The organism is Microbacterium luticellae (assembly GCF_050408645.1).
GTDB lineage: Bacteria > Actinomycetota > Actinomycetes > Actinomycetales > Microbacteriaceae > Microbacterium.
Genome location: NZ_JBNTKE010000001.1, coordinates 533,551 through 553,558 on the forward strand (window position 1 = coordinate 533,551; position 20,008 = coordinate 553,558).

Below are 20,008 nucleotides of genomic sequence, written 5' to 3' on the forward strand. Positions count from 1 at the left end.
AGTGTAGAAGAGGCTGCGAGCAGATCGTGTCGCTAACAAGCAGAATATGCTGGCATGGTGACCACATACGACCCTCCTCGCCCATGGATCACCAGCTATGCCGCCGGTGTTCCTGCCGACCTTGACCCCGTTGAGGGTTCGCTGATCGACATTGTCGAAGCCTCGGTGCGCGACTATCCCGACGCACCGGCGCTGCAATTTTTTGGTCGCGAAACCAGCTATCGCGATATGCACGCGGCGATTAACAAGGCTGCGGCCGGGTTAAAAGAACGCGGCGTCGAAGCCGGAGACCTCGTCGCTATCGTTCTGCCTAACTGTCCGCAGCACATCATTGCGTTTTATGCCGTGCTGCGGTTGGGTGCTGTCGTAGTCGAACACAACCCTCTGTACACGCCAAGAGAACTACGCAACCAGTTTGAAGACCACGGTGCACGCCACGCCATTGTGTGGAGCAAAGTGGTCGATACCGTGCAGAATTTTCCTGATGACCTGCAGGTTGACACACTCATCTCGGTAGACATCACCCGCTCCATGCCACGTGGGATGCAGTGGGCGCTGCGGCTACCCATCGCCAAGGCTCGCGAATCGCGCCAGGCGCTCACATCTGCCGTGCGCGGGGTGCAACAGTGGGAACACCTGCTTGCCTCTCCACCTCTGCCAGCATCGCATCAGCGACCGGCAACCGACGACCTCGCGATTATTCAATACACCTCGGGCACAACCGGCTCGCCCAAGGGCGCCTCTCTCACCCACCGCAATCTGCTCGCCAACGCCGCCCAGTCGCGTGCATGGGTCCCCTCGATCACGCGCGGCGACGGATGCGTTGTTTATGCCGTGCTACCCATGTTCCACGCCTATGGGCTCACGCTGTGCCTCACATTTGCGATGTCGATGGGCGCGCGCCTCGTGCTCTTTCCTAAGTTCGACCCTGATCTCGTGCTCGACGTGGCACGCAAGCATCCGGCAACATTCCTGCCCCTTGTGCCACCCATCGCCGACCGGCTTTTGAGCGCCGCACAAGAAAAAGGTGTCTCGCTCCGCGGCACGGAGGTTGCCATTTCGGGCGCTATGGCACTGCCGCACGAACTCGTCGTTCCCTTTGAACAGGCCACCGAAGGCTTTCTGGTTGAGGGTTATGGCCTGAGCGAATGCTCGCCCGTGCTCATGGCTAACCCGGTTGCCGATAACCGCGTACCCGGTACCGTAGGCCTGCCGTTACCCGGCACAGAATGTCGCGTCGTTGACCCCGAAAACCCCACCGTTGATGTCGAACCCGGCAGCGCCGGTGAGCTTCTTGTGCGCGGGCCGCAGGTATTTTCGGGCTACTACGGCAAACCCGAAGCCACCGACGCCGTATTCATTGACGACTGGTTTCGCACGGGCGATATTGTCACGATCGACGAGCACGGATTCGTGCGCATTGTCGACCGGATTAAAGAACTCATCATCACGGGCGGGTTCAACGTCGCCCCCACCGAGGTCGAAGGCGTTTTGCGACAGCATCCCGACGTTATTGACGCCGCAGTTGTCGGGCTTGCCCACCCTCACTCGGGCGAAGAAGTCGTGGCAGCGCTCGTCGTCGAGCCCAGTGCGACGATCGACGAAGAAGCAATTCGTGAGTACGCCCGCGGCATCCTCACGCCCTACAAGGTTCCCCGCCGACTGTTCATCGTCGACGAACTGCCCAAGTCGCTTATCGGCAAGGTTCTGCGCCGCGAAGTGCGCGAAAAGCTTGTGCAATTGACCTCGAGCGAAGGTTAGGCCACCAGCATCCGGGGTTTTTACACAAAAAATGCCCCGGATGCTGCGTATAGGGCACTCATGCAGGATGAAAGCGCTACGGTTGGGAAGTGGCTCCATCAGATGCACTTTCTTCCGACGATCAAAACGTCGACTCCTCGGCACCCGCCGACAACGATTCGGCGACTGCCGACAAAAATCTTACGCGCTTCGAAGACCTCGGAGTAAGCGGTTCTGTACTCGAAGCTATTCGAGGGCTCGGTTATGAAACACCGTCTGCTATTCAGGTAGCGGCGATCCCTCCCCTGCTCGCCGGGCGCGACGTGGTGGGTATGGCTCAGACCGGAACAGGCAAGACCGCGGCGTTCGCGCTGCCCATTCTTGAACGGCTCGACACCAATAAACGGGCACCGCAGGCACTCGTGCTGGCGCCTACCCGTGAGCTCGCGCTGCAGGTGTGTGAAGCCTTTGAGGCATACTCGGCACACCTGCCCGACGTGCGGGTGCTGCCTGTTTACGGTGGTCAGGGTTATGGCGTGCAGCTTTCTGCGCTGCGCCGTGGCGTGCACATTATTGTCGGCACACCGGGCCGCATCATGGATCACCAGGCCAAGGGCACACTCGATCTCTCTGAACTCGACTATCTGGTGCTCGACGAAGCCGACGAGATGCTTCGCATGGGTTTCGCCGAAGATGTTGAGCAGATTCTTGCTGACACTCCCGACGACAAACAGGTGGCACTGTTTTCTGCCACCATGCCGGCACCGATTCGCCGCATCGCCGAGAAATATCTGCGCGACCCGCAAGAGATTCGTATCAAGTCGCAGACGACCACGAACCAGAACATCACCCAGCGTTACCTGGTGGTCTCGTACCAGCAGAAGGTTGACGCCCTCACCCGCATACTCGAGGTCGAAAACTTCGACGGCATGATCGTGTTCGTGCGCACCAAGAACGAGACCGAAACTCTGGCCGAGAAACTGCGCGCCCGTGGTTATTCGGCCGCCGCCATCAACGGCGATGTTCCTCAGGTGCAGCGAGAGCGCTCGGTGAATCACCTGAAAGAGGGCCGTCTCGACATTCTCGTCGCCACCGATGTGGCAGCCCGCGGCCTTGATGTTGAGCGCATCAGCCACGTAATCAACTTCGATATCCCCACCGACACCGAGTCGTACGTGCACCGCATTGGCCGCACGGGGCGAGCAGGTCGCACGGGTGACGCGATTAGTTTTATCACCCCGCGCGAACGCTATCTGCTCAAGCACATCGAGCGGGCCACCCGACAGCAGCCGGTGCGCATGCAGTTGCCCAGCACGGCCGATGTCAACACAACCCGCCTTGCGCGCTTTGACGACGCCATCACGGCTGCTCTGCAAGAGACGAGCCGCATTGAGAGTTTCCGCGACATCATCGCGCACTATGTGCGTAATCATGATGTTCCCGAACACGATGTTGCCGCGGCGCTAGCCATTGTGGCCCAGGGTGATACACCCCTGCTGCTCGACCCAGAAAACGATCCACTGGCCCGGGTGATTAACGACGACAAGCCTGCCCGACAGCGCTCCGAGCGCGGCGGTCGCAACGACTCTGACCGACCGCGGGCTCAACGCCGAGGTCGCCACGATTATGCTCCCTACCGCATTGAGGTGGGTAGGCGGCACCGTGTTGAACCACGACAAATTGTTGGCGCACTCGCCAATGAGGGCGGTTTGAGCCGCGACGACTTCGGGGCCATCACCATTCGCCCCGAGTTCTCGATTGTCGAACTACCGGTGGATCTTGACCGCGGCGTTCTTGATCGCCTGCGCAACACCCAGATTTCGGGTCGTCCGATTCAGATTCAGCCTGATCGTGGTCGCCCGGGTCGTGAGGGTGGTAAACGCGATGGCGGCAAGCGATACGGCGATAGGGGTCACTCTTCGCACGGTTCCGACGACAGGCCTCCGCGCAAACCGCGCCACCGCAAATAAGCAGATCGAAGGGCCGGATGCTACTCGTTAGTCGAGTGCATCCGGCCCTTCGGTTACCAGCACATGAAACTGCTGCGCGGTGAGAATCCGGATGCCGAGTTCTTCGGCCTTCGTGAGCTTTGACCCAGCACCCGGTCCGGCCGCCACAAAATCGGTCTTTTTTGACACACTCGATGCAGCTTTACCCCCCGCGGCGATGATTGCTTCTTTCGCGCCGTCACGCGTGTAGCCGTCGAGAGTGCCGGTAGCAACCACCGTGATTCCGTCGAGTACTCCCCCGGCGTTCTGTGATGCGCCCGGGCCGGGATGGCCCGGTGTGTGCCACTGCACGCCCGCTGCCGCCCACTCGTCGACGATCTCGCGATGCCAGTCGATGTCAAACCAGCGTTTGACCGAATCGGCGATGATTGCCCCCACGCCGTCGACGGCCGCCAAGTCTTCTTCTGTGGCCTTCTGAATAGCGTCGAGGGAACCAAACCACTGGGCCAGTGCCCGTGCAGCCACGGGGCCGACGTGGCGAATGTTGAGGGCAACAAGAAGCCGCCACAGTTCTTTTGTCCGCGCTTTTTCTAACTCATTAATGAGTGTGACCGCAGCGGCCGACGGCTGCGGTGTGGTGATGCCTTCGCGTCGTTCTTCTGCCGTCGGTTGCCGACGAAACGGCGAGCGCGTTACCAGTTCTCCCGTGCGTTCGTCGCGGCGCGGTTCGCCTGTTTCGGCATCGCGCACTGTCACTGTGATGGGTACAAGGTCGTCGATCTTGAGCGAGAACAGCCCGGCTTCGGTTTCGAGAGGCGCGGATGCGGGCGCTTGAGCCTGCGTCAGAGCGGCCGCGGTTACTTCGCCCAGTGCCTCGATGTCGAGAGCACCTCGCGAACCGATGTGTTCCACTCGTCCACGCACCTGCGCGGGGCACGAGCGCGTGTTGGGGCAACGCAGGTCGATATCACCCTCTTTTGACGGCGCCAATGGCGACCCGCACTCGGGACAATCGCGCGGCATAACGAACTCGCGCTCGGTGCCGTCTCGCTTTTCGACGACCGGACCCAGTATTTCGGGGATAACATCGCCTGCTTTGCGCAGCACCACTGTGTCACCGATCAGCACGCCCTTGGCTTTTACGACGTCTTGGTTGTGGAGGGTGGCTTGGCGCACGACAGAACCGGCAACATGCGCCGGTTCCATTACCGCAAACGGGGTTGCGCGCCCTGTGCGGCCCACCGACACCACGATGTCGAGAAGCCTGGTCTGCACCTCTTCGGGCGGATATTTATAGGCAATCGCCCACCGCGGTGCCCGGCTGGTAATACCGAGTTCGTCGTGCAGTGCCAGTTCATCAACCTTGACGACGACGCCGTCGAGCTCATGCTCAATATCGTGTCGATGCTCACCGAAATAGCGCACAAAGTCGAGGGCGTCATCAACCGTGTCGCATACGCGCGTGTGCGGGCTGGCGGGTAGACCCCACTCGACCAGCATCCGGTACACCTCGCTCTGTGTAGCTACGGGTGGGTCAGGCCAGGCGCCAATACCGTGCACGTAGACCGCGAGTGACTCCAGTCGCAACAGCCCTGCCTCGTGCTCAAGACCTTCTTTTTTGTCGAGCAACTGTCGCAAACCACCGCTGGCGGCGTTCCTCGGGTTCGCGAACGACGGAAATCGTCGTGCTGCCGCAGTGCGCGCGCGTTCGTGATCAAACTCTTTTTTTGCTCCAGACCGCGCATTCCACTTAGCAAGTGCGTCGGCATATGCTCGCTCCCGAAAATCGGCCTGCGCAGCATTCAATGCATGAAACGCGGCAACTGGAATAAATACTTCGCCGCGCACCTCGACTCTCGCCGGATGCCCCGTGCCCGACAGCTGCTGCGGAATACCGGCCACCCGCAGCGCATTTTCGGTCACAATTTCGCCGACCCGGCCGTCTCCTCGTGTCGCCGCCGACACCAGCGCGCCGTGCTCGTACCGCAAATTGATGGCAAGACCGTCGATCTTGACCTCGCACAGCCACTCAACTGGCCGACCCGCCGCAACCTGTGTCTTTGCCGCCCATTCCTGCAGTTCGTCGAGCGAGAACACGTTGTCGAGGCTCAGCATTCGCTCCGCGTGCTCGACCGTGGCAAGTTCGGTTGCTTGCGCTGCCCCCACCTGCTGCGTGGGTGAATCCTGACTGCTGAGTTCTGGATGCAGCCTTTCTAACTCTTCTAACCGCCGCATCCAGGCGTCATAGGTCGCGTCATCTACCAGCGATGAGTCGCGACCGTAATAGGCCTCTTTCGCGTCAACAATGCGAGCCGTCAGTTCGCGAACTTCATCGCGCGCCTGCTGCGCAGCATCCGGAGTCACACAGCACCTATGCTTCTACAGGAACAGCCGAAACAGTGGAATCGATCGTGAACTGCCCCAGCACCCGTGTGCCGATATAGAGCACGGCGCTCTGGCCCGGGGCTACCCCATCAAACGGTTCGTCAGGAACCACTCGCACGCCGTCGTCACTCACCCATGCGCGCGCCGAGACAGGGTCGGCGTGAGCGCGAATCTGCACCTCGCACGCAAACTCTGATTCACGCGGCGCAGGCCCCGCCCAAGAAAAGCGCTCACCAGAAATCTCTGCAATAGCAAGTGCCTCGCGCGGGCCCACCACGACCGTGTTATTGACCGGGCGCACTTCGAGCACAAACCGCGGTTTTCCGTCGGGAGCGGGTGTTCCGATGCGAAGCCCTCGGCGCTGGCCCACCGTAAATGCATGCGCGCCATCGTGTTCACCGACAACGGTTCCCTCGCGGTCAACGATCTCTCCCGCCTCGGCACCGACCTTCTCGGCGAGCCAGCCGCGCGTATCACCGTCGGGAATAAAGCAGATGTCGTGACTGTCGGGCTTCTGCGCAACAGTAATTCCGCGCTCAGCGGCCTCTGCACGCACGAGTGCTTTCGAGGGTGTGTCGCCCAGAGGAAAGTAGGTGTGGGCAAGCTGATCGGCGTTGAGCACACCCAGTACATAGGACTGGTCTTTTGCGGCGTCCGATGCCCGATGAAGTTCGAGTCCGTCGGGGCCATCCACGAGCGATGCATAGTGGCCCGTGCAAATAGCGTCGAAACCGAGTTCCAGCGCGCGCTCTAACAGCGCCGCAAACTTGATCTTTTCATTGCACCGCAGACACGGATTCGGTGTACGACCGGCGCGGTATTCGGCAATAAAGTCGTCGATGACGTCGTCACGAAAACGCTCCGAGAAATCCCACACGTAGTAGGGAATACCCAACAGGTCAGACACCCGTCGCGCATCCATAGCGTCTTCAATCGTGCAACAGCCGCGGCTCCCCGTGCGCAGGGTGCCACCGGCTCGAGATAACGCAAGGTGAACACCCACCACGTCGTGCCCCGCATCTACTGCTCGGGCCGCTGCTACCGCGGAGTCCACACCGCCACTCATTGCTGCTAAAACACGCATGTGGTCTAGTTTACGTTTGCTGGCGCCGTAAAGCTCCGGATGCCTGTGAATAGGCGGGTCCAATGGCGGCAACGAGTGCTTCTACATCGCCGCGCGTCGACGTGTGCCCCAGGGTGAAACGCACGACGCTCCGCGCCTGCGCATCGCTGTACCCCATGGCGGTAACCACGTGCGAAGGTTCTGCGACACCCGCCTGACATGCTGACCCGGCTGAGGCAGAAATATCGGCAAGGTCGAGCAAGAAGAGCAGGCTCTCGCTCGGAGCATCCGGAAACAAGAAGTGAGCATTACCTGGCAAACGTTCGTGCGCGTCACCCAGCAGTCGGGCAGAGGGCACAGCCCGCATCACGCCCGCAATCAACTCATCGCGCAGCGACCGTAGCCGTGCTCCCTCTGCCTCTTGTTCACGCATGGCTTCATCGAGCGCCACCGACAACGCCACAGCCCCCGCAACATCAGAGGTACCCGGCCGTAAACCTCGCTGTTGTCCACCGCCGTGCATAAGAGCAGAGATTTTAGCCGTACGCGCCGCAACCAACGCACCCGTGCCCACCGGCGCACCCAGTTTGTGGCCGGCAATACTCATCGCAACGAGACCCGTTGCCGCCGCCGCATCACCGCGCAGAGCACGAAAAGACAGCGGCACAACACCCACAGCCCCCACAGCGTCAAAATGCAAGGGCACACCATGCTCGGCTGCAGCCGCCGAGAGCACCGCCGCATCGTTAATCGTGCCCACCTCGTTGTTGGCGATCACGGCGGTGGCCACAGTGGCATCCGGCAGCGCCCGCGAAAAAGCAGCCGTGTCAATCGCGCCAGAAGGTGTCAGCGGTACCTGCCGCACCGTCGCACCCCGCGCTGCAAGCGCTGCCACGGTATCGATGGTGGCGCGGTGTTCGCCATCGGGCATGACGATGATGGGCGCTGTGGAGTTGCTGAGGCCCGTCAGCGCGAGGTTGATGGATTCTGTGCCGCCCGAGGTGAAGATCACTTCGATGGGTTCGCAGTCGAGGTGTGCGGCAATCTTTTCGCGGGCTTCTTCGAGAATGCGGCGTTGGTGTTGTCCGCTGCGGTGGGTTGATGAGGCGTTGGCTGTGTATTGGGCTGTTTCTAGCCAGGCCTGGGCTGCATGCGGGCGCAGCGTGGTGGTTGCTGCGTGATCCAGGTAGACGGACATGCTTCTATGCTCGCACTGTCGTGGCGGGTGAGTCGACTTGTCGGCCGTAGGCTGTGCTTTATGTGTCCGCATACTTCTGATATCGCCGGTGACGGGTCTCGCGCCGGTGCGTGCTCGTTCTGCCGCCCGAGCTTTGATGATTTGGGTGTCTGTTTGCATGACGGGGGCGGCACGTTACGGGTGTGGTCGGGTAATGCTACGGCTATCGACGTCGTCTTTTTTGATCGTGACGATGTCGACTGGGTTGTTGATCGTGTGGCCCTGCAGCCCGTCGGCGATGGAGTGTGGGAGGTCTCGTCGGCTCTGTTTGTTGCCGGGGCCCGATATGGGTTGCACGTGACGGGCCCGGGCGGTGGCGGCAATGCTTTTGATCCGGGGGCGTTGCTTCTTGACCCTTATGCGCGGGGTCTTGTGCGGGCCGGCACGGTGGAGCATGTGGATCACTTTCGTTCGGTGGTTGTTGATGGCTCCTTTGACTGGGGTGGCGCCAAGAAACCACGCACATCGTTCGCTGACACGGTGATTTACGAAGCACATGTGAAGGGCTTGACGAAGCGGCATCCGCAGGTGCCGCCTGCTCTTCATGGCACGTACGCGGGGGTGGCGCATCCGGCAATGATTGAGCATTACCAGTCGCTGGGCGTCACTGCTGTAGAGCTGTTGCCGGTGCATGCGTTTATGTCGGAGCCCTGGTTGGCACAAAACGGCCGCGTGAACTATTGGGGCTATAACACGGTGGGCTTTTTCGCACCCCATGTGCCCTATGCCACGCAAGAGGCCCGCAGGGGTGGGCCGGATGCTGTACTGCGTGAGTTTAAGGGCATGGTGCGGCTGCTGCACGAGGCGGGGATCGAGGTAATTCTTGATGTCGTCTATAACCACACGGCTGAGGGCGGTCCGGGTGGCCCCGTGCAGAGCCTGCGTGGGCTCGACAACGCCCGGTACTATCGGCACGCTGACGATGGTTCTTATGTCGATACAACGGCGTGCGGAAACACGATCGATACGTCGACGGATGCTGCTGCCCGACTGATTCTTGATTCGCTGCGTTACTGGGCCGACGACGTTCAAGTCGACGGATTTCGGTTCGATTTAGCGACGGCGCTGGGGCGTGATGCGCAGCACACGTTTACGGCACAGCATCCTCTGCTGCAAGCGATCGAGAGCGACCCTGTCTTGCAAGAAACGAAGCTGATCGCTGAACCGTGGGATATCGGATTGGGCGGCTGGCAAACGGGGAACTTTGGTGAACGGTGGCATGAGTGGAATGACCGCTACCGTGATCGAGTTCGCAACTTTTGGCTGAGCGATATCGACTATGCACGTCGGGCTTCGACATCGCCCGTGGGTATTGGCGGTTTCGCGACGCGGCTTGCCGGGTCATCGAATACGTTTTCTGCCGAGCGCGGCCCGCTAGCCAGTATCAACTTCGTTACTGCTCACGACGGCTTCACGCTGCGTGACCTGGTGTCATACAACGTCAAGCACAACGAAGCCAACGGTGAAGACAACCGCGATGGCGCAGAAACCAATCGTGCCTTTAATCACGGCACAGAGGGGCCCACCAACGACCCCGTTATTGAAGCCACGCGGCGCAAAGCGATGCGCAACCTCGTGGGTACGCTGCTGCTTTCTGCCGGGGTTCCCATGCTCACCGCCGGCGATGAAGTGGGCCGCACACAAGGCGGCAACAACAATGCCTACTGCCATGATTCTGCTCTGACCTGGTTCGACTGGGAGTGGGAGCCATGGCAAGAGAACCTGCGCGAACATGTTTCGATGCTTACGCGGCTGCGACGGGAAAACCGTGCCCTGCGCCCCGTACACTTTGCTCGCCTGGGTGAGCAGACTCCGGGCGCAACGCTGATGGAATGGTTCGATCACGAGGGCGACACGATGTCGATCGAGCAGTGGAACGATGCCGCCCACCGCACGCTGCAATACTTGGCGGTTGCCGAGGCAGAAGATAATCCGAACCGCGTTTTGCTCATCGTTCACGGTGTCGAGCGTGCGGTCGACGTGCGCCTCCCCCGCGCCGACGACGTCAGCCAGTATGTGTCGCTGTGGTCGAGTGCCGATGAAACTCCACACACACGGCACACCGTGCATGCCGCCGGTGACACCGTCGCCATGCCAGGAACCTCGATGCACCTGTTTCGAGCCGAGTAGTGCCGGCGTGCGCGACGCGACACTGCCCGCTCACCTCTAGGCCTGCACGCTTCTGAGGGGTAAGTTCAGAGATGTGGTAGCACCTTCTGAATCAAACTTCGAGTCGACCGCTCTGCGCAGCCCGACCCAGGTACCCGTGCGGCCACTGCGAGAGGGCGCAGCGACCCACACGAAAACGCCACGCATCCCACTCACCGACGTACATCCCATGGTTCCCGGTGGCTGGATCCCCACGACGGCCGTGTCGCACGTGGTGCCATTCAGCACCATCGCATTCCGTGAAGGACATGAACACATCGCCGTGTTTGTTCGACTCCGCGACCCCGATAACGGCGAAACGCTGCACCGGATGCTACCCCTTAACGACGGTACAGATCGCTGGCAGGCCGATATTCAATTTCACCGCACCGGCGACTGGACCTTCCGTTGCGAAGCCTATGCCGATGAGTTTGGCACGTGGGCTCACGCGGCTAACCTCAAGCTCCGTGCGGGTGTTGACGTGCCACTCATGTGTCGCATCGGCTCGCAACTGCTCGAACGAGCAGCCAGCGACGATTCCCGGCCGAGCCCGCAGCGACGCATGCTGCTGCGTTTCGCCGCATCTCTCGCCGATGCCCAGTGCACCGTCGACGCCGCGCTCGCCATCACAACAGATCCGGACCTTGCCGCGGCAATGTTTGCGCAGCCGCTCACATCCCTTCCCTCTGCCACACCCTGGCATCCGCTACGTGTCGAACGAGAGCGGGCCGGTATCGGCGCATGGTACGAATTCTTTCCCCGCTCCGAAGGCGCGCAGCAAGCCGAAGACGGCACCATTATCAGCGGCACCTTCGCGACCGCCACCGAGCGCCTCCCCGGTGTTGCCGCTATGGGCTTCGATGTGCTGTATCTACCCCCCATTCACCCCATCGGCCGCACCCACCGCAAAGGACGCAACAACACCCTCGACGCACAGGAGAACGACCCCGGTTCACCGTGGGCGATCGGAAGCAGCGCCGGTGGCCACGATGCCATCCATCCTGATCTGGGTACCCTCGACGACTTTCGTCGCTTCATCAACGCCGCAGCCGACCACGGAATCGAAATCGCACTCGACCTCGCACTCCAGGCCTCGCCCGACCATCCGTGGGTTCAGCGGCATCCGGAATGGTTTACCACACTGCCCGATGGCTCTATCGCCTATGCAGAGAACCCACCCAAAAAATATCAAGACATTTATCCACTGAACTTTGACAACGACCCGGAAGGACTCTTCGCCGAGATCGTCCGGATCGTTGAGCACTGGATTGCTGCCGGAGTAAAAATATTCCGCGTCGACAACCCCCACACAAAACCGCTCTGGCTGTGGGAACGCCTGCTGGCAACAATCAACGCCACCCACCCCGAAGTAATCTTTCTCGCCGAGGCCTTCACGCGCCCCGCCCCACTGCGTGCATTAGCGGCAGTCGGATTCCACCAGAGCTACAGCTACTTCACGTGGCGCAACACAAAAGCAGAACTCGAAGAATTTCTCACCTCGATAGCCACCGAGACGGCCGACTATCTTCGCCCCAACCTGTTCGTCAACACCCCCGATATTCTCACTGAATATTTGCAATACGGAGGGCCCGCGGCCTATCGCATTCGCGCTGCCATCGCCGCCACCGCCAGCCCCCTCTATGGCGTGTATGCCGGATACGAACTGATTGAAAACGTTGCCCGCCCCGGTGCCGAAGAAAACATCGACAACGAAAAATATGAATACAAGCTACGCGACTGGCAGCAGGCCGAACACGAGGGCACTTCGCTTGCCCCCTACCTGCGCCAACTCAACAGCATCCGCCAGCAGCATCCGGCACTACGCCAACTACGCAACACCCGCATCCACTGGAGCGACGACGACAGCATCCTCGTCTACAGCAAACACCTTGACGGGTTTTACACCGACGACGGCAACGACGACACCATCATTGTCGTCGTCAACGTCGACCCCCATTCCGTACGAGAAACAACCGTGCACCTCGACACCCGACAGTGGGGCGTAGAACCCGGCGAAGAATACGGCGTCGAAGACCTGCTCACCGGTTCGCTCTGGCGATGGAAAGACCACAACTACGTACGGCTGGACGCATTCAGCCAACCTGTCCATATTTTGCGGGTGGTGAAGGAGTAGACATCATGATCACGTATGACAAAGGAGTCATCGAAGCAGTCTCTACAGGATCGCACTATGACCCGCACGCATTCCTCGGTGCCCACCCCGACCCCGACAACGATGCGCGAGCGATAGTCCGCGTACGACGACCACTCGCCGAATCCGTCAGCCTGCTGCTCACCAACGGCGAAACCATCGATATGGAACACATCGCCGACGGCATGTGGATAGCAGGTGTTCCCGCGCCCGTCGGAAAATACCGCATCCGCACCACCTACCCCGATGGCCCCGACTGGCTCGCCGGAGACCCCTACCGGCATACACCAACAATCGGCGAACTCGACCTTCACCTCATCGCCGAAGGACGCCACGAACGACTCTGGGAAGTATTAGGTGCCCACCCTCAAACTCACGAGGGCGAACCGGGCACAGCATTTGCCGTATGGGCACCCAACGCCCGAGCCGTACGCGTTGTTGGCGACCACAACGACTGGAGCGGAGAAGGCCACGCTATGCGATCCATGGGTGCCAGTGGCCTGTGGGAGATCTTTATCCCCGACACCGGCGTCGGCACACGCTACAAGTACGAAATCCTCACGCCCGACAATGAATGGGTGCTCCGCGCCGACCCGCTCGCTCAGCACACCGAAGCGCCCCCAGCCACAGCCTCCATCGTCACGCGCTCAGAATACCGATGGAACGACGGCGCATGGATGACACGACGCGCAGCCACACACGCTGTTGCGCAACCGCTATCGATCTACGAACTGCACCTGGGATCCTGGCGACGCGGACTCGACTACCGCCAAGCAGCCACCGAACTGATCGCCCACATAAAAGAAACCGGCTTCACCCACGTCGAATTCCTCCCCCTCGCCGAACATCCCTTTGGAGGTTCGTGGGGCTATCAGGTCACCGGCTACTATGCGCCAACAGCACGATACGGCTCCCCCGACGACCTACGTTTTCTTATCGACCAACTCCACCAGGCCGGCATCGGCGTCATCCTCGACTGGGTACCGGCCCACTTCCCCCGCGATGCATTTGCCCTCGCCCAGTTCGACGGCCGCCCGCTTTATGAACACCCCGATCCACGACGCGGCGAACACCGCGACTGGGGCACGCTCATTTTCGACTACGGCCGCCCAGAAGTACGCAACTTTCTCGTCGCCAACGCACTGTATTGGCTACGCGAGTTCCACATCGACGGGCTCCGCGTCGACGCCGTAGCATCCATGCTGTATCTCGACTATTCACGCGACGACGGCGACTGGGAGCCCAATATTCATGGTGGTCGCGAAAACCTCGAAGCCATCCGATTTCTTCAAGAGCTCAACGCGACGGCCTACCGCAAGCATCCGGGAATCATGATGATTGCCGAAGAGTCAACCAGTTTCCCCGGCGTGACCTCACCCACTAACCACGCCGGACTCGGATTCGGCTTCAAATGGAACATGGGATGGATGAACGACTCCCTGCAATACATTCGCCGCGACCCCCTCCACCGCGCCCACCATCATGGCGAAATCACGTTCTCGTTCGTTTACGCCTTTGGTGAGAACTATATTTTGCCCATCAGCCACGACGAGGTCGTACACGGCAAAGGCAGTTTGCTGGCAAAAATGCCCGGCAGCCACGAACAAAAACTCGCCACCGTGCGTGCTTATCTCGCCTATATGTGGGCCCACCCGGGCAAGAAACTACTGTTTATGGGTCAAGAATTCGGGCAGCTCTCAGAATGGGCAGAATCGAACGAGCTCGAATGGTGGCTGTTAGAGCAGCCCCTGCACCAGCAGCTCATTCATCTGGTTTCTGAACTCAACCGTCTGTATAAGGTCACGGCCCCGCTCTGGGTGCGTGACAACGACGCCACCTCCTTCAGCCGTCTCGGGGCTCCCGGCTGGGACCCCAATATCGTCGCTTTTGCGCGGCGCGACGGACACGGCGGACAGGTCGTCTCGATCACCAACTTCGCCGGAGTGGCACTCCACGGTGTCGAACTCGACCTGCCCCGCGCCGGTACATGGCAAGAGATACTCAACACCGATGCGCTCGAATTTGGGGGTCACGGTGAAGGAAACCTCGGGGCCGTGTACGCTCACGACAACACTCCCAAAAAGGCGCTCCTTGACGACGCCTCCCGAACTTCACCGCGGGCAACGCTCATGATTCCGGCGCTCACCACGCTGTGGTTACGGTATCAACCAGGAACAGCGCTCCGGTAGTTCTCTCGAATCGGCGCTCTTAGAAGAGCAGTGACGCTAGCCGCGCTCGTGCTGCCCCAACGCGCGGATCGGAATCACCAACGAGCCCAAAGTACTCCACGAGCCGCTCACGTACCTGCGTGCGCTCTTCCGAGTCTGCTCGAGCAAAAAGATCAAGAAGACGCGCAAAAGCATCGTCGACGTGGCCACCAGCGACGTCGAGATCAGCAACGGCAAGCTGCGCGGCAACATCATCCGGGTTCTGTGCGGCAGCATCCCGAACCTGCTGCAAATCAGCACCCTGTGTGCGATGCAGCAACCGCACCTGGCCGAGCCCTGCGGCTGCGTCGTCATCACGCGGGTTCTCAGCCAGAGCCTTTTCATAGGCGTGAATTGCCCGAGCATAGTCGCCGACCGAAATCGCGTCATAGGCTTCTTGATGCAGTGGCGGTAGCGGCTTTTCTTCTGGTTCCGCCTCGTCTGCCTCAGAAACAGTGTCTTCTTCTTGCACGGAGAGTTGGCCACTGACGCCGTTCTGTGCCGCTACCTGAAGCAACTGCGCAACAACCTGCCGCACCTGCTCTTCCGGAACAGCACCGTTAAACATCGGCACCGGCTGACCGGCAATAAGCGCAACAACCATGGGGATCGACTGCGCTTGAAAAGCCTGCGCTAACTGCGGGTTTGCATCCACGTCGACCTTGGCAAGGGCAACGCGACCGTTCTGCTCGCGCACAACCTTTTCTAATATCGGGCCCAGTTGTTTGCAGGGTCCGCACCATTCCGCCCACAGATCAACGACGACAGGAACCTGACGCGACAGCTCGATGACGTCTTGAAAACCCGCGTCGGTAGCATCAAAAATCACGCCAGGTGCCGACGCAGGAGTATTACCTGCTGCATCCGGATGCTGCTGTCCCCCCTGCGCTTCGGCAGCGGGCCGATTACGCAAAGCCGAAAGATCGACAGCACCACGCATCGCTGCGGCGGAAATATCACTCACTTTTCAATCTCCTTCACTGACAGCAGATCTTGCGAAACCGCCAAGAGCTGGATTTGTCCGTTAGAACCCTGAGCGGGCACGGCGAAAAACAGTTGAATCGAATATGACGTCTGGAAACCCTCTGCCGACTCATCAACACCCGTGAGCAATTTTGCCGGTTCATTGCTACCGAGACGGATAACCGCATCTTTATCGGTGGGTGTAACCTGCTCCACGTCACGCAGCGATACAGCAACCACGGCAGCGCTATCGATTCCGGCCAGCCCCACAGGTTCTTCGCCGCTCACGATCATAGAAAACGATGTCTTCGTTGTCTCAGCGGCACCGCTATCGGCCAGTGCCTTCGTAATGCTTGCCCGGCTCGCCTGCACCGTTTCGGCGAACTCCATCGCCGACTTGCCAAAGAGACCGCGCCACTGACTGGAATCACCGTTATCGACCACATCGGCAAAGGCCTCAGCCAGTTCACCCGGCGGCAAAACAAGGAACGGGGAATCGGGCGGCGTCAGCTTTGCACCCATCCACGCCGGTGGTAGATCAGGAAGCTCAGCAGCGGCCTGCATTTCGGCCAGGTACGAAACCTTGTAGTTCGACCACGGATCTTGCTGCGTCATGGTCAAAATGATCGGTGGAACAGTCTCGTCTTCACTGTCTTCGACCAGCAGCATTGTCGTGCGTGGCCACGCCTGGAAAGCCTGAGGAACCAGAATTCGCACCGTGCTGCCCGGAATAGCCAGCGGCATCTCCGTGTCGGCAATAGAAGAGCGCAGTCGATAATTGACCTTGCGCGTCGTAAGCGCCATCCCATCCAGACGCGTCGCTGCCAGATCGGCATCCATCTCTTCATCAGCCTGCTCGACCGTATCGGCGATACGCTGCAACACCCGAATCGCCTGCGCCTCGGTCATCGCGGGGTCTTGCTGGTTTTCTGGGGCAACCACCGTCTCTGTCGGAGTCGGCGTTGGGGTGCTATCAAACTGTGGCCATGAGTCAGCAGTACAGCCTGCCAAGAGCACGGCAGACATGCCCAGAGCCGGAAGAGCAATCAGTGAGCGTCGGCCGCGGCTACGGCGCTGCGGCGCCGACGTTTGCGAACCAATAGCGCGGCGCGAACCTGTCTCGAGTGCGATATCGATCGGCTCGGTCGGCGGAAGCGGCGGCGGCCCCTTACGACGAGGACCACGCCCGCGACGCACATGACGAACCGCTTGAATATACAAAATCACACCCAGCGCCATCAGGATCGCTCCGCCCACCATGAGTGGCCCCGCCCAGGGAGTTGAGTTGTCGAGCGGCCATGTGACGGTCACATCACTGGGTGCAGGTTCTGTGCCATCAGAAGCAATAACCACGCTCACGCCCTCGGGCAGCCGCGTATGGGCAAACAGCGAATCGGTGTCGGTGAATTCATCGAGCCAGAGGTCCGAGCCCGCGGGATTCCTGTGGGAGCCCTCCGTACTGCTCGGCGATTCTTCGCCTTCCTCTGCAGTTTCATCATCGCTTTCGGATGCTGCGTCATCTTCGGCATCCGGTGATTCAGAAATGCTCGGCAGTACCAGCGTCGAAACAATCTCGCCCTCGTCGTCGAGGGAAATATGGTTGTAGCGCGCGTCAGCCAGCCAGGCCTCGGCATCTGCACTGCGCGCAACCGCAAAAACAATGGATCCCTCACCACGAGCGATCAGCGTCTGCTCGCCGGGCTGCGAACGCAAAACGTCGCCATCAATAAGGGTGAATGATTCTGGCTGACCAACGCTCAGTTCGGTTCGTAGCTCCGCCGGGCCGAGGAAGACGGTCCTTTGGGCGATACCCGCTCCGATCATGAACGTCGCCAGCACAAAGGCCACGATGGCCCAGACAAAACGCACGAATAGTCTCCTCTTGCGGCCGGGAAGGGGGCTCCCGGGTCTTCGCTCGACATTTCAGATTAGCGAAAAGCACCTGAAGATTAACCACGAATGCAATAAACCGCGATTCATTCGCTGCTCGTGCCCCTCACAATCCATACTTATGGAGACGTAGGGAGACAACCTCGATGAAGATCCACAACCCGTTTCGCACCGCGCTGATCGCCACCCTCGGTGTCGGGCTCGGTGTTTTACTCATCGGCAGCGTCGACGCACTCTCCACGATCCTGCTTTACGTTGGAACAGCTCTCTTTCTTGCGCTGGGCCTTGACCCCCTTGTCAGCTGGTTAGAGCGGCGCAAGTTACCACGGTGGGCAGCGGTGCTCGTCACAATTTTGGGTGTGCTTGCACTCTTTAGCGGCGTCGTACTCATCGTTCTGCCCGTGCTGATCGATCAGATCTCACAACTTTTCGTGCAGGTGACAACGATCGTTAATCGCGGCACCGCCATCGACGATCTCAAAGCATGGCTAACAGAGGCTTTTCCGCAGCTACAGGTCGACGTGGTCTTTACATCGTTTGAGGAATGGCTCACCCAGAACGTTACGCAGATTAGTGGCTCGATTGGCCAGGGTCTTCTCACTGTCGGCTGGGCGGTGCTCGGCGGTCTCGCGGGAGCATTCATCGTGCTCATCCTGACGATCTATTTCACCGCAGCTATTCCGTCGCTCAAAGGCTCGGTCTACCAGCTCGTGCCCTCGTCTAAGCGTGAACGATTTATCGACCTTGCCGAGCAGATCAGCGATTCCGTGGGCTACTACGTCATCGGACAGGTCACGATGGGTGTCATTAACGGCGTACTCAGCATGATCTTCCTATCGATCATCAGCGCACCGTTTCCCGCCGTGCTGGCGGTTATCGCATTCTTCTTTTCGCTTATTCCGCTCGTCGGAACACTGACGGGCTCAACTCTCATTGTGCTTCTGTGTCTCGTTCCGGGGCTCGGCTCGCCAACGACGGCGCTCGTTGCCGCCATCTACTACCTGGTCTACATGCAGGTCGAAGCGTACTTCTTGTCGCCCCGCGTCATGAGTCGAGCGGTGTCTGTTCCCGGCGCTGTTGTTGTGATCGCAGCCCTTTCGGGCGGTGCACTGTTGGGCCTACTGGGGGCGCTGATCGCTATTCCTGTGGCCGCGAGCGTGCTGATAATTTACCGGCAGGTGCTCATCCCCCGCATGAACGAGCTCTGAGCCCCGGCCTACGGAATATTCCAGCAGTGTGTGTGCCAGTGGCGGCGTGCTGCAAGGTCAGCTTCATCGCCGAGCACTCCATCAGCACGCCAGGTAACGACGTGCGCTGTTCCCGCCACGATCATACGAGTGCAGCCAGGGCAGGTGTATTCCTTATGAGCCTGCGCTGCGCTCAGCGGCTGCACCCACCACTCTGTCCCTCGGCGAATCTCGGTACGTTTCCACCCGGCAATGAGCCGGTCCAGAGATTCGTCAACGTGGTCATGGGGTCGCCGCTGACCGCGACGACGACGAGACGAGCGAGCCATGACAGTGGTTTACCACCAACTGTTGTTAACCCAGAACACGTAGGCGTCGTACCAACTGCCGTAGCGTTCCATGGCATAACCATTCGCCCAGCGAAGATTATCGACAGGATCGTAACCGTTGCCGGGAACCTTGGAACACGGCAGAGCCTGAATCAACCCGCACGCTCCTGAAGACGGGTTGGTTGCGTTGGGGTTCCACCCACTCTCGCGAGTAGCGATGTAGTCGACGTATCCCCAGTCGGACGAAGCAATTCCTGCTGCAGCCATCCACGCTGCAGGATCACCGCCGCCGTCATAGTAGACCGGACCCACGTCTCCACCGCCACTATCCGAGCCACTGTCGTCGCTGTCGGCAGAAGCAGGTTTGGGCTCGGGTTCGGGGGGCGGCGGCACGTACACTTCGAAGGTGCCGCGTGCAAGTGGTTCTGCCGACGACCCCTCGACCGAAATTTTGAGAGATTGAACCTCGTTACTGGCAACGCTAAAAGCTGTCGTTGCATCGGCTGCTGTTGCGGTGCTTGATGAACCAGCAAGTGCCAGGCCGGTTGGGGCAATGATTGCCGCAGAGAAGCCCATTACCGCAAGACCGGCCAGAATTCCTGTCGCACGACGACGGGGCTGGTGCCGCGAATTTGCGGCTGCGCCGGTCTGTGATTTTGCGGTAGAAGTACCGCGCAGCGAAGCAGAAAGAGTGTGCTTCGCCTTTAAGATCAAGTCGTTATCCGGTGTCACAATGTCAGCCATTGTAGCCCGCGACC

The 20,008-nt window shown here is 60.2% G+C and carries 13 protein-coding genes; 6 read left to right on the forward strand and 7 right to left on the reverse strand.

Translation table 11 applies throughout. From position 1 onward, the window contains the following. Positions 1 to 54: 54 nt before the first annotated feature. On the forward strand, positions 55 to 1,761 hold the full coding sequence (locus ACQUSW_RS02645; RefSeq protein WP_428930705.1) for a long-chain-fatty-acid--CoA ligase: 1,707 nt from the start codon (positions 55 to 57) through the stop codon (positions 1,759 to 1,761). Positions 1,762 to 1,850: 89 nt separating this feature from the next. Next, a complete protein-coding gene (locus ACQUSW_RS02650; RefSeq protein WP_428930706.1) occupies positions 1,851 to 3,710 on the forward strand; it encodes a DEAD/DEAH box helicase in 1,860 nt (619 codons plus the stop codon). Between the two features lie 27 nt (positions 3,711 to 3,737). On the opposite strand, the gene ligA is transcribed toward ACQUSW_RS02650, so the two are convergent. From ligA to ACQUSW_RS02665, 3 genes are read right to left on the reverse strand one after another with little or no spacing between them, the layout of a single operon-like run. Beyond that, entirely contained in the window at positions 3,738 to 6,053 is a 2,316-nt protein-coding gene (gene ligA / locus ACQUSW_RS02655) for an NAD-dependent DNA ligase LigA (RefSeq protein WP_489672325.1), read from the reverse strand. A 7-nt stretch (positions 6,054 to 6,060) separates the two neighbouring features. Continuing rightward, positions 6,061 to 7,158: a tRNA 2-thiouridine(34) synthase MnmA gene (mnmA, locus tag ACQUSW_RS02660; RefSeq protein ID WP_428930707.1), complete on the reverse strand. Its 1,098-nt coding sequence runs from the start codon at positions 7,156 to 7,158 to the stop codon at positions 6,061 to 6,063. Between the two features lie 10 nt (positions 7,159 to 7,168). Then, positions 7,169 to 8,335 (reverse strand): cysteine desulfurase family protein, encoded by a 1,167-nt coding sequence (locus tag ACQUSW_RS02665; protein WP_428930708.1) that lies wholly within the window; start codon positions 8,333 to 8,335, stop codon positions 7,169 to 7,171. 60 nt (positions 8,336 to 8,395) lie between these two features. Here ACQUSW_RS02665 and glgX point away from each other — a divergent pair, with 60 nt between their 5' ends. The 3 genes from glgX (at position 8,396) to glgB (ending at position 14,863) form a co-directional block, all read left to right on the forward strand. Continuing rightward, on the forward strand, positions 8,396 to 10,504 hold the full coding sequence (gene glgX / locus ACQUSW_RS02670; RefSeq protein ID WP_428930709.1) for a glycogen debranching protein GlgX: 2,109 nt from the start codon (positions 8,396 to 8,398) through the stop codon (positions 10,502 to 10,504). A 73-nt stretch (positions 10,505 to 10,577) separates the two neighbouring features. Further along, on the forward strand, positions 10,578 to 12,656 hold the full coding sequence (locus tag ACQUSW_RS02675; protein WP_428930710.1) for a maltotransferase domain-containing protein: 2,079 nt from the start codon (positions 10,578 to 10,580) through the stop codon (positions 12,654 to 12,656). 5 nt (positions 12,657 to 12,661) lie between these two features. After that, entirely contained in the window at positions 12,662 to 14,863 is a 2,202-nt protein-coding gene (gene glgB / locus ACQUSW_RS02680; protein ID WP_428930711.1) for a 1,4-alpha-glucan branching protein GlgB, read from the forward strand. Positions 14,864 to 14,882: 19 nt separating this feature from the next. On the opposite strand, the gene ACQUSW_RS02685 is transcribed toward glgB, so the two are convergent. Continuing rightward, positions 14,883 to 15,845 (reverse strand): tetratricopeptide repeat protein, encoded by a 963-nt coding sequence (locus tag ACQUSW_RS02685; RefSeq protein WP_428930712.1) that lies wholly within the window; start codon positions 15,843 to 15,845, stop codon positions 14,883 to 14,885. Beyond that, a complete protein-coding gene (locus ACQUSW_RS02690) occupies positions 15,842 to 17,713 on the reverse strand; it encodes a DUF8094 domain-containing protein (RefSeq protein ID WP_428930713.1) in 1,872 nt (623 codons plus the stop codon). Before ACQUSW_RS02690 ends, ACQUSW_RS02685 begins: the two co-directional genes overlap by 4 nt. 167 nt (positions 17,714 to 17,880) lie before the next feature. On the opposite strand from ACQUSW_RS02690, the gene ACQUSW_RS02695 reads away from it, so the two are divergent. Further along, on the forward strand, positions 17,881 to 18,942 hold the full coding sequence (locus ACQUSW_RS02695) for an AI-2E family transporter (RefSeq protein ID WP_428930714.1): 1,062 nt from the start codon (positions 17,881 to 17,883) through the stop codon (positions 18,940 to 18,942). An 8-nt stretch (positions 18,943 to 18,950) separates the two neighbouring features. Here the strand turns inward: ACQUSW_RS02695 and ACQUSW_RS02700 are convergent, their stop codons facing one another. Then, positions 18,951 to 19,250 (reverse strand): hypothetical protein, encoded by a 300-nt coding sequence (locus ACQUSW_RS02700; protein ID WP_428930715.1) that lies wholly within the window; start codon positions 19,248 to 19,250, stop codon positions 18,951 to 18,953. Between the two features lie 9 nt (positions 19,251 to 19,259). Continuing rightward, a complete protein-coding gene (locus ACQUSW_RS02705) occupies positions 19,260 to 19,994 on the reverse strand; it encodes an aggregation-promoting factor C-terminal-like domain-containing protein (protein WP_428930716.1) in 735 nt (244 codons plus the stop codon). Between the last annotated feature and the right edge of the window lie 14 nt (positions 19,995 to 20,008).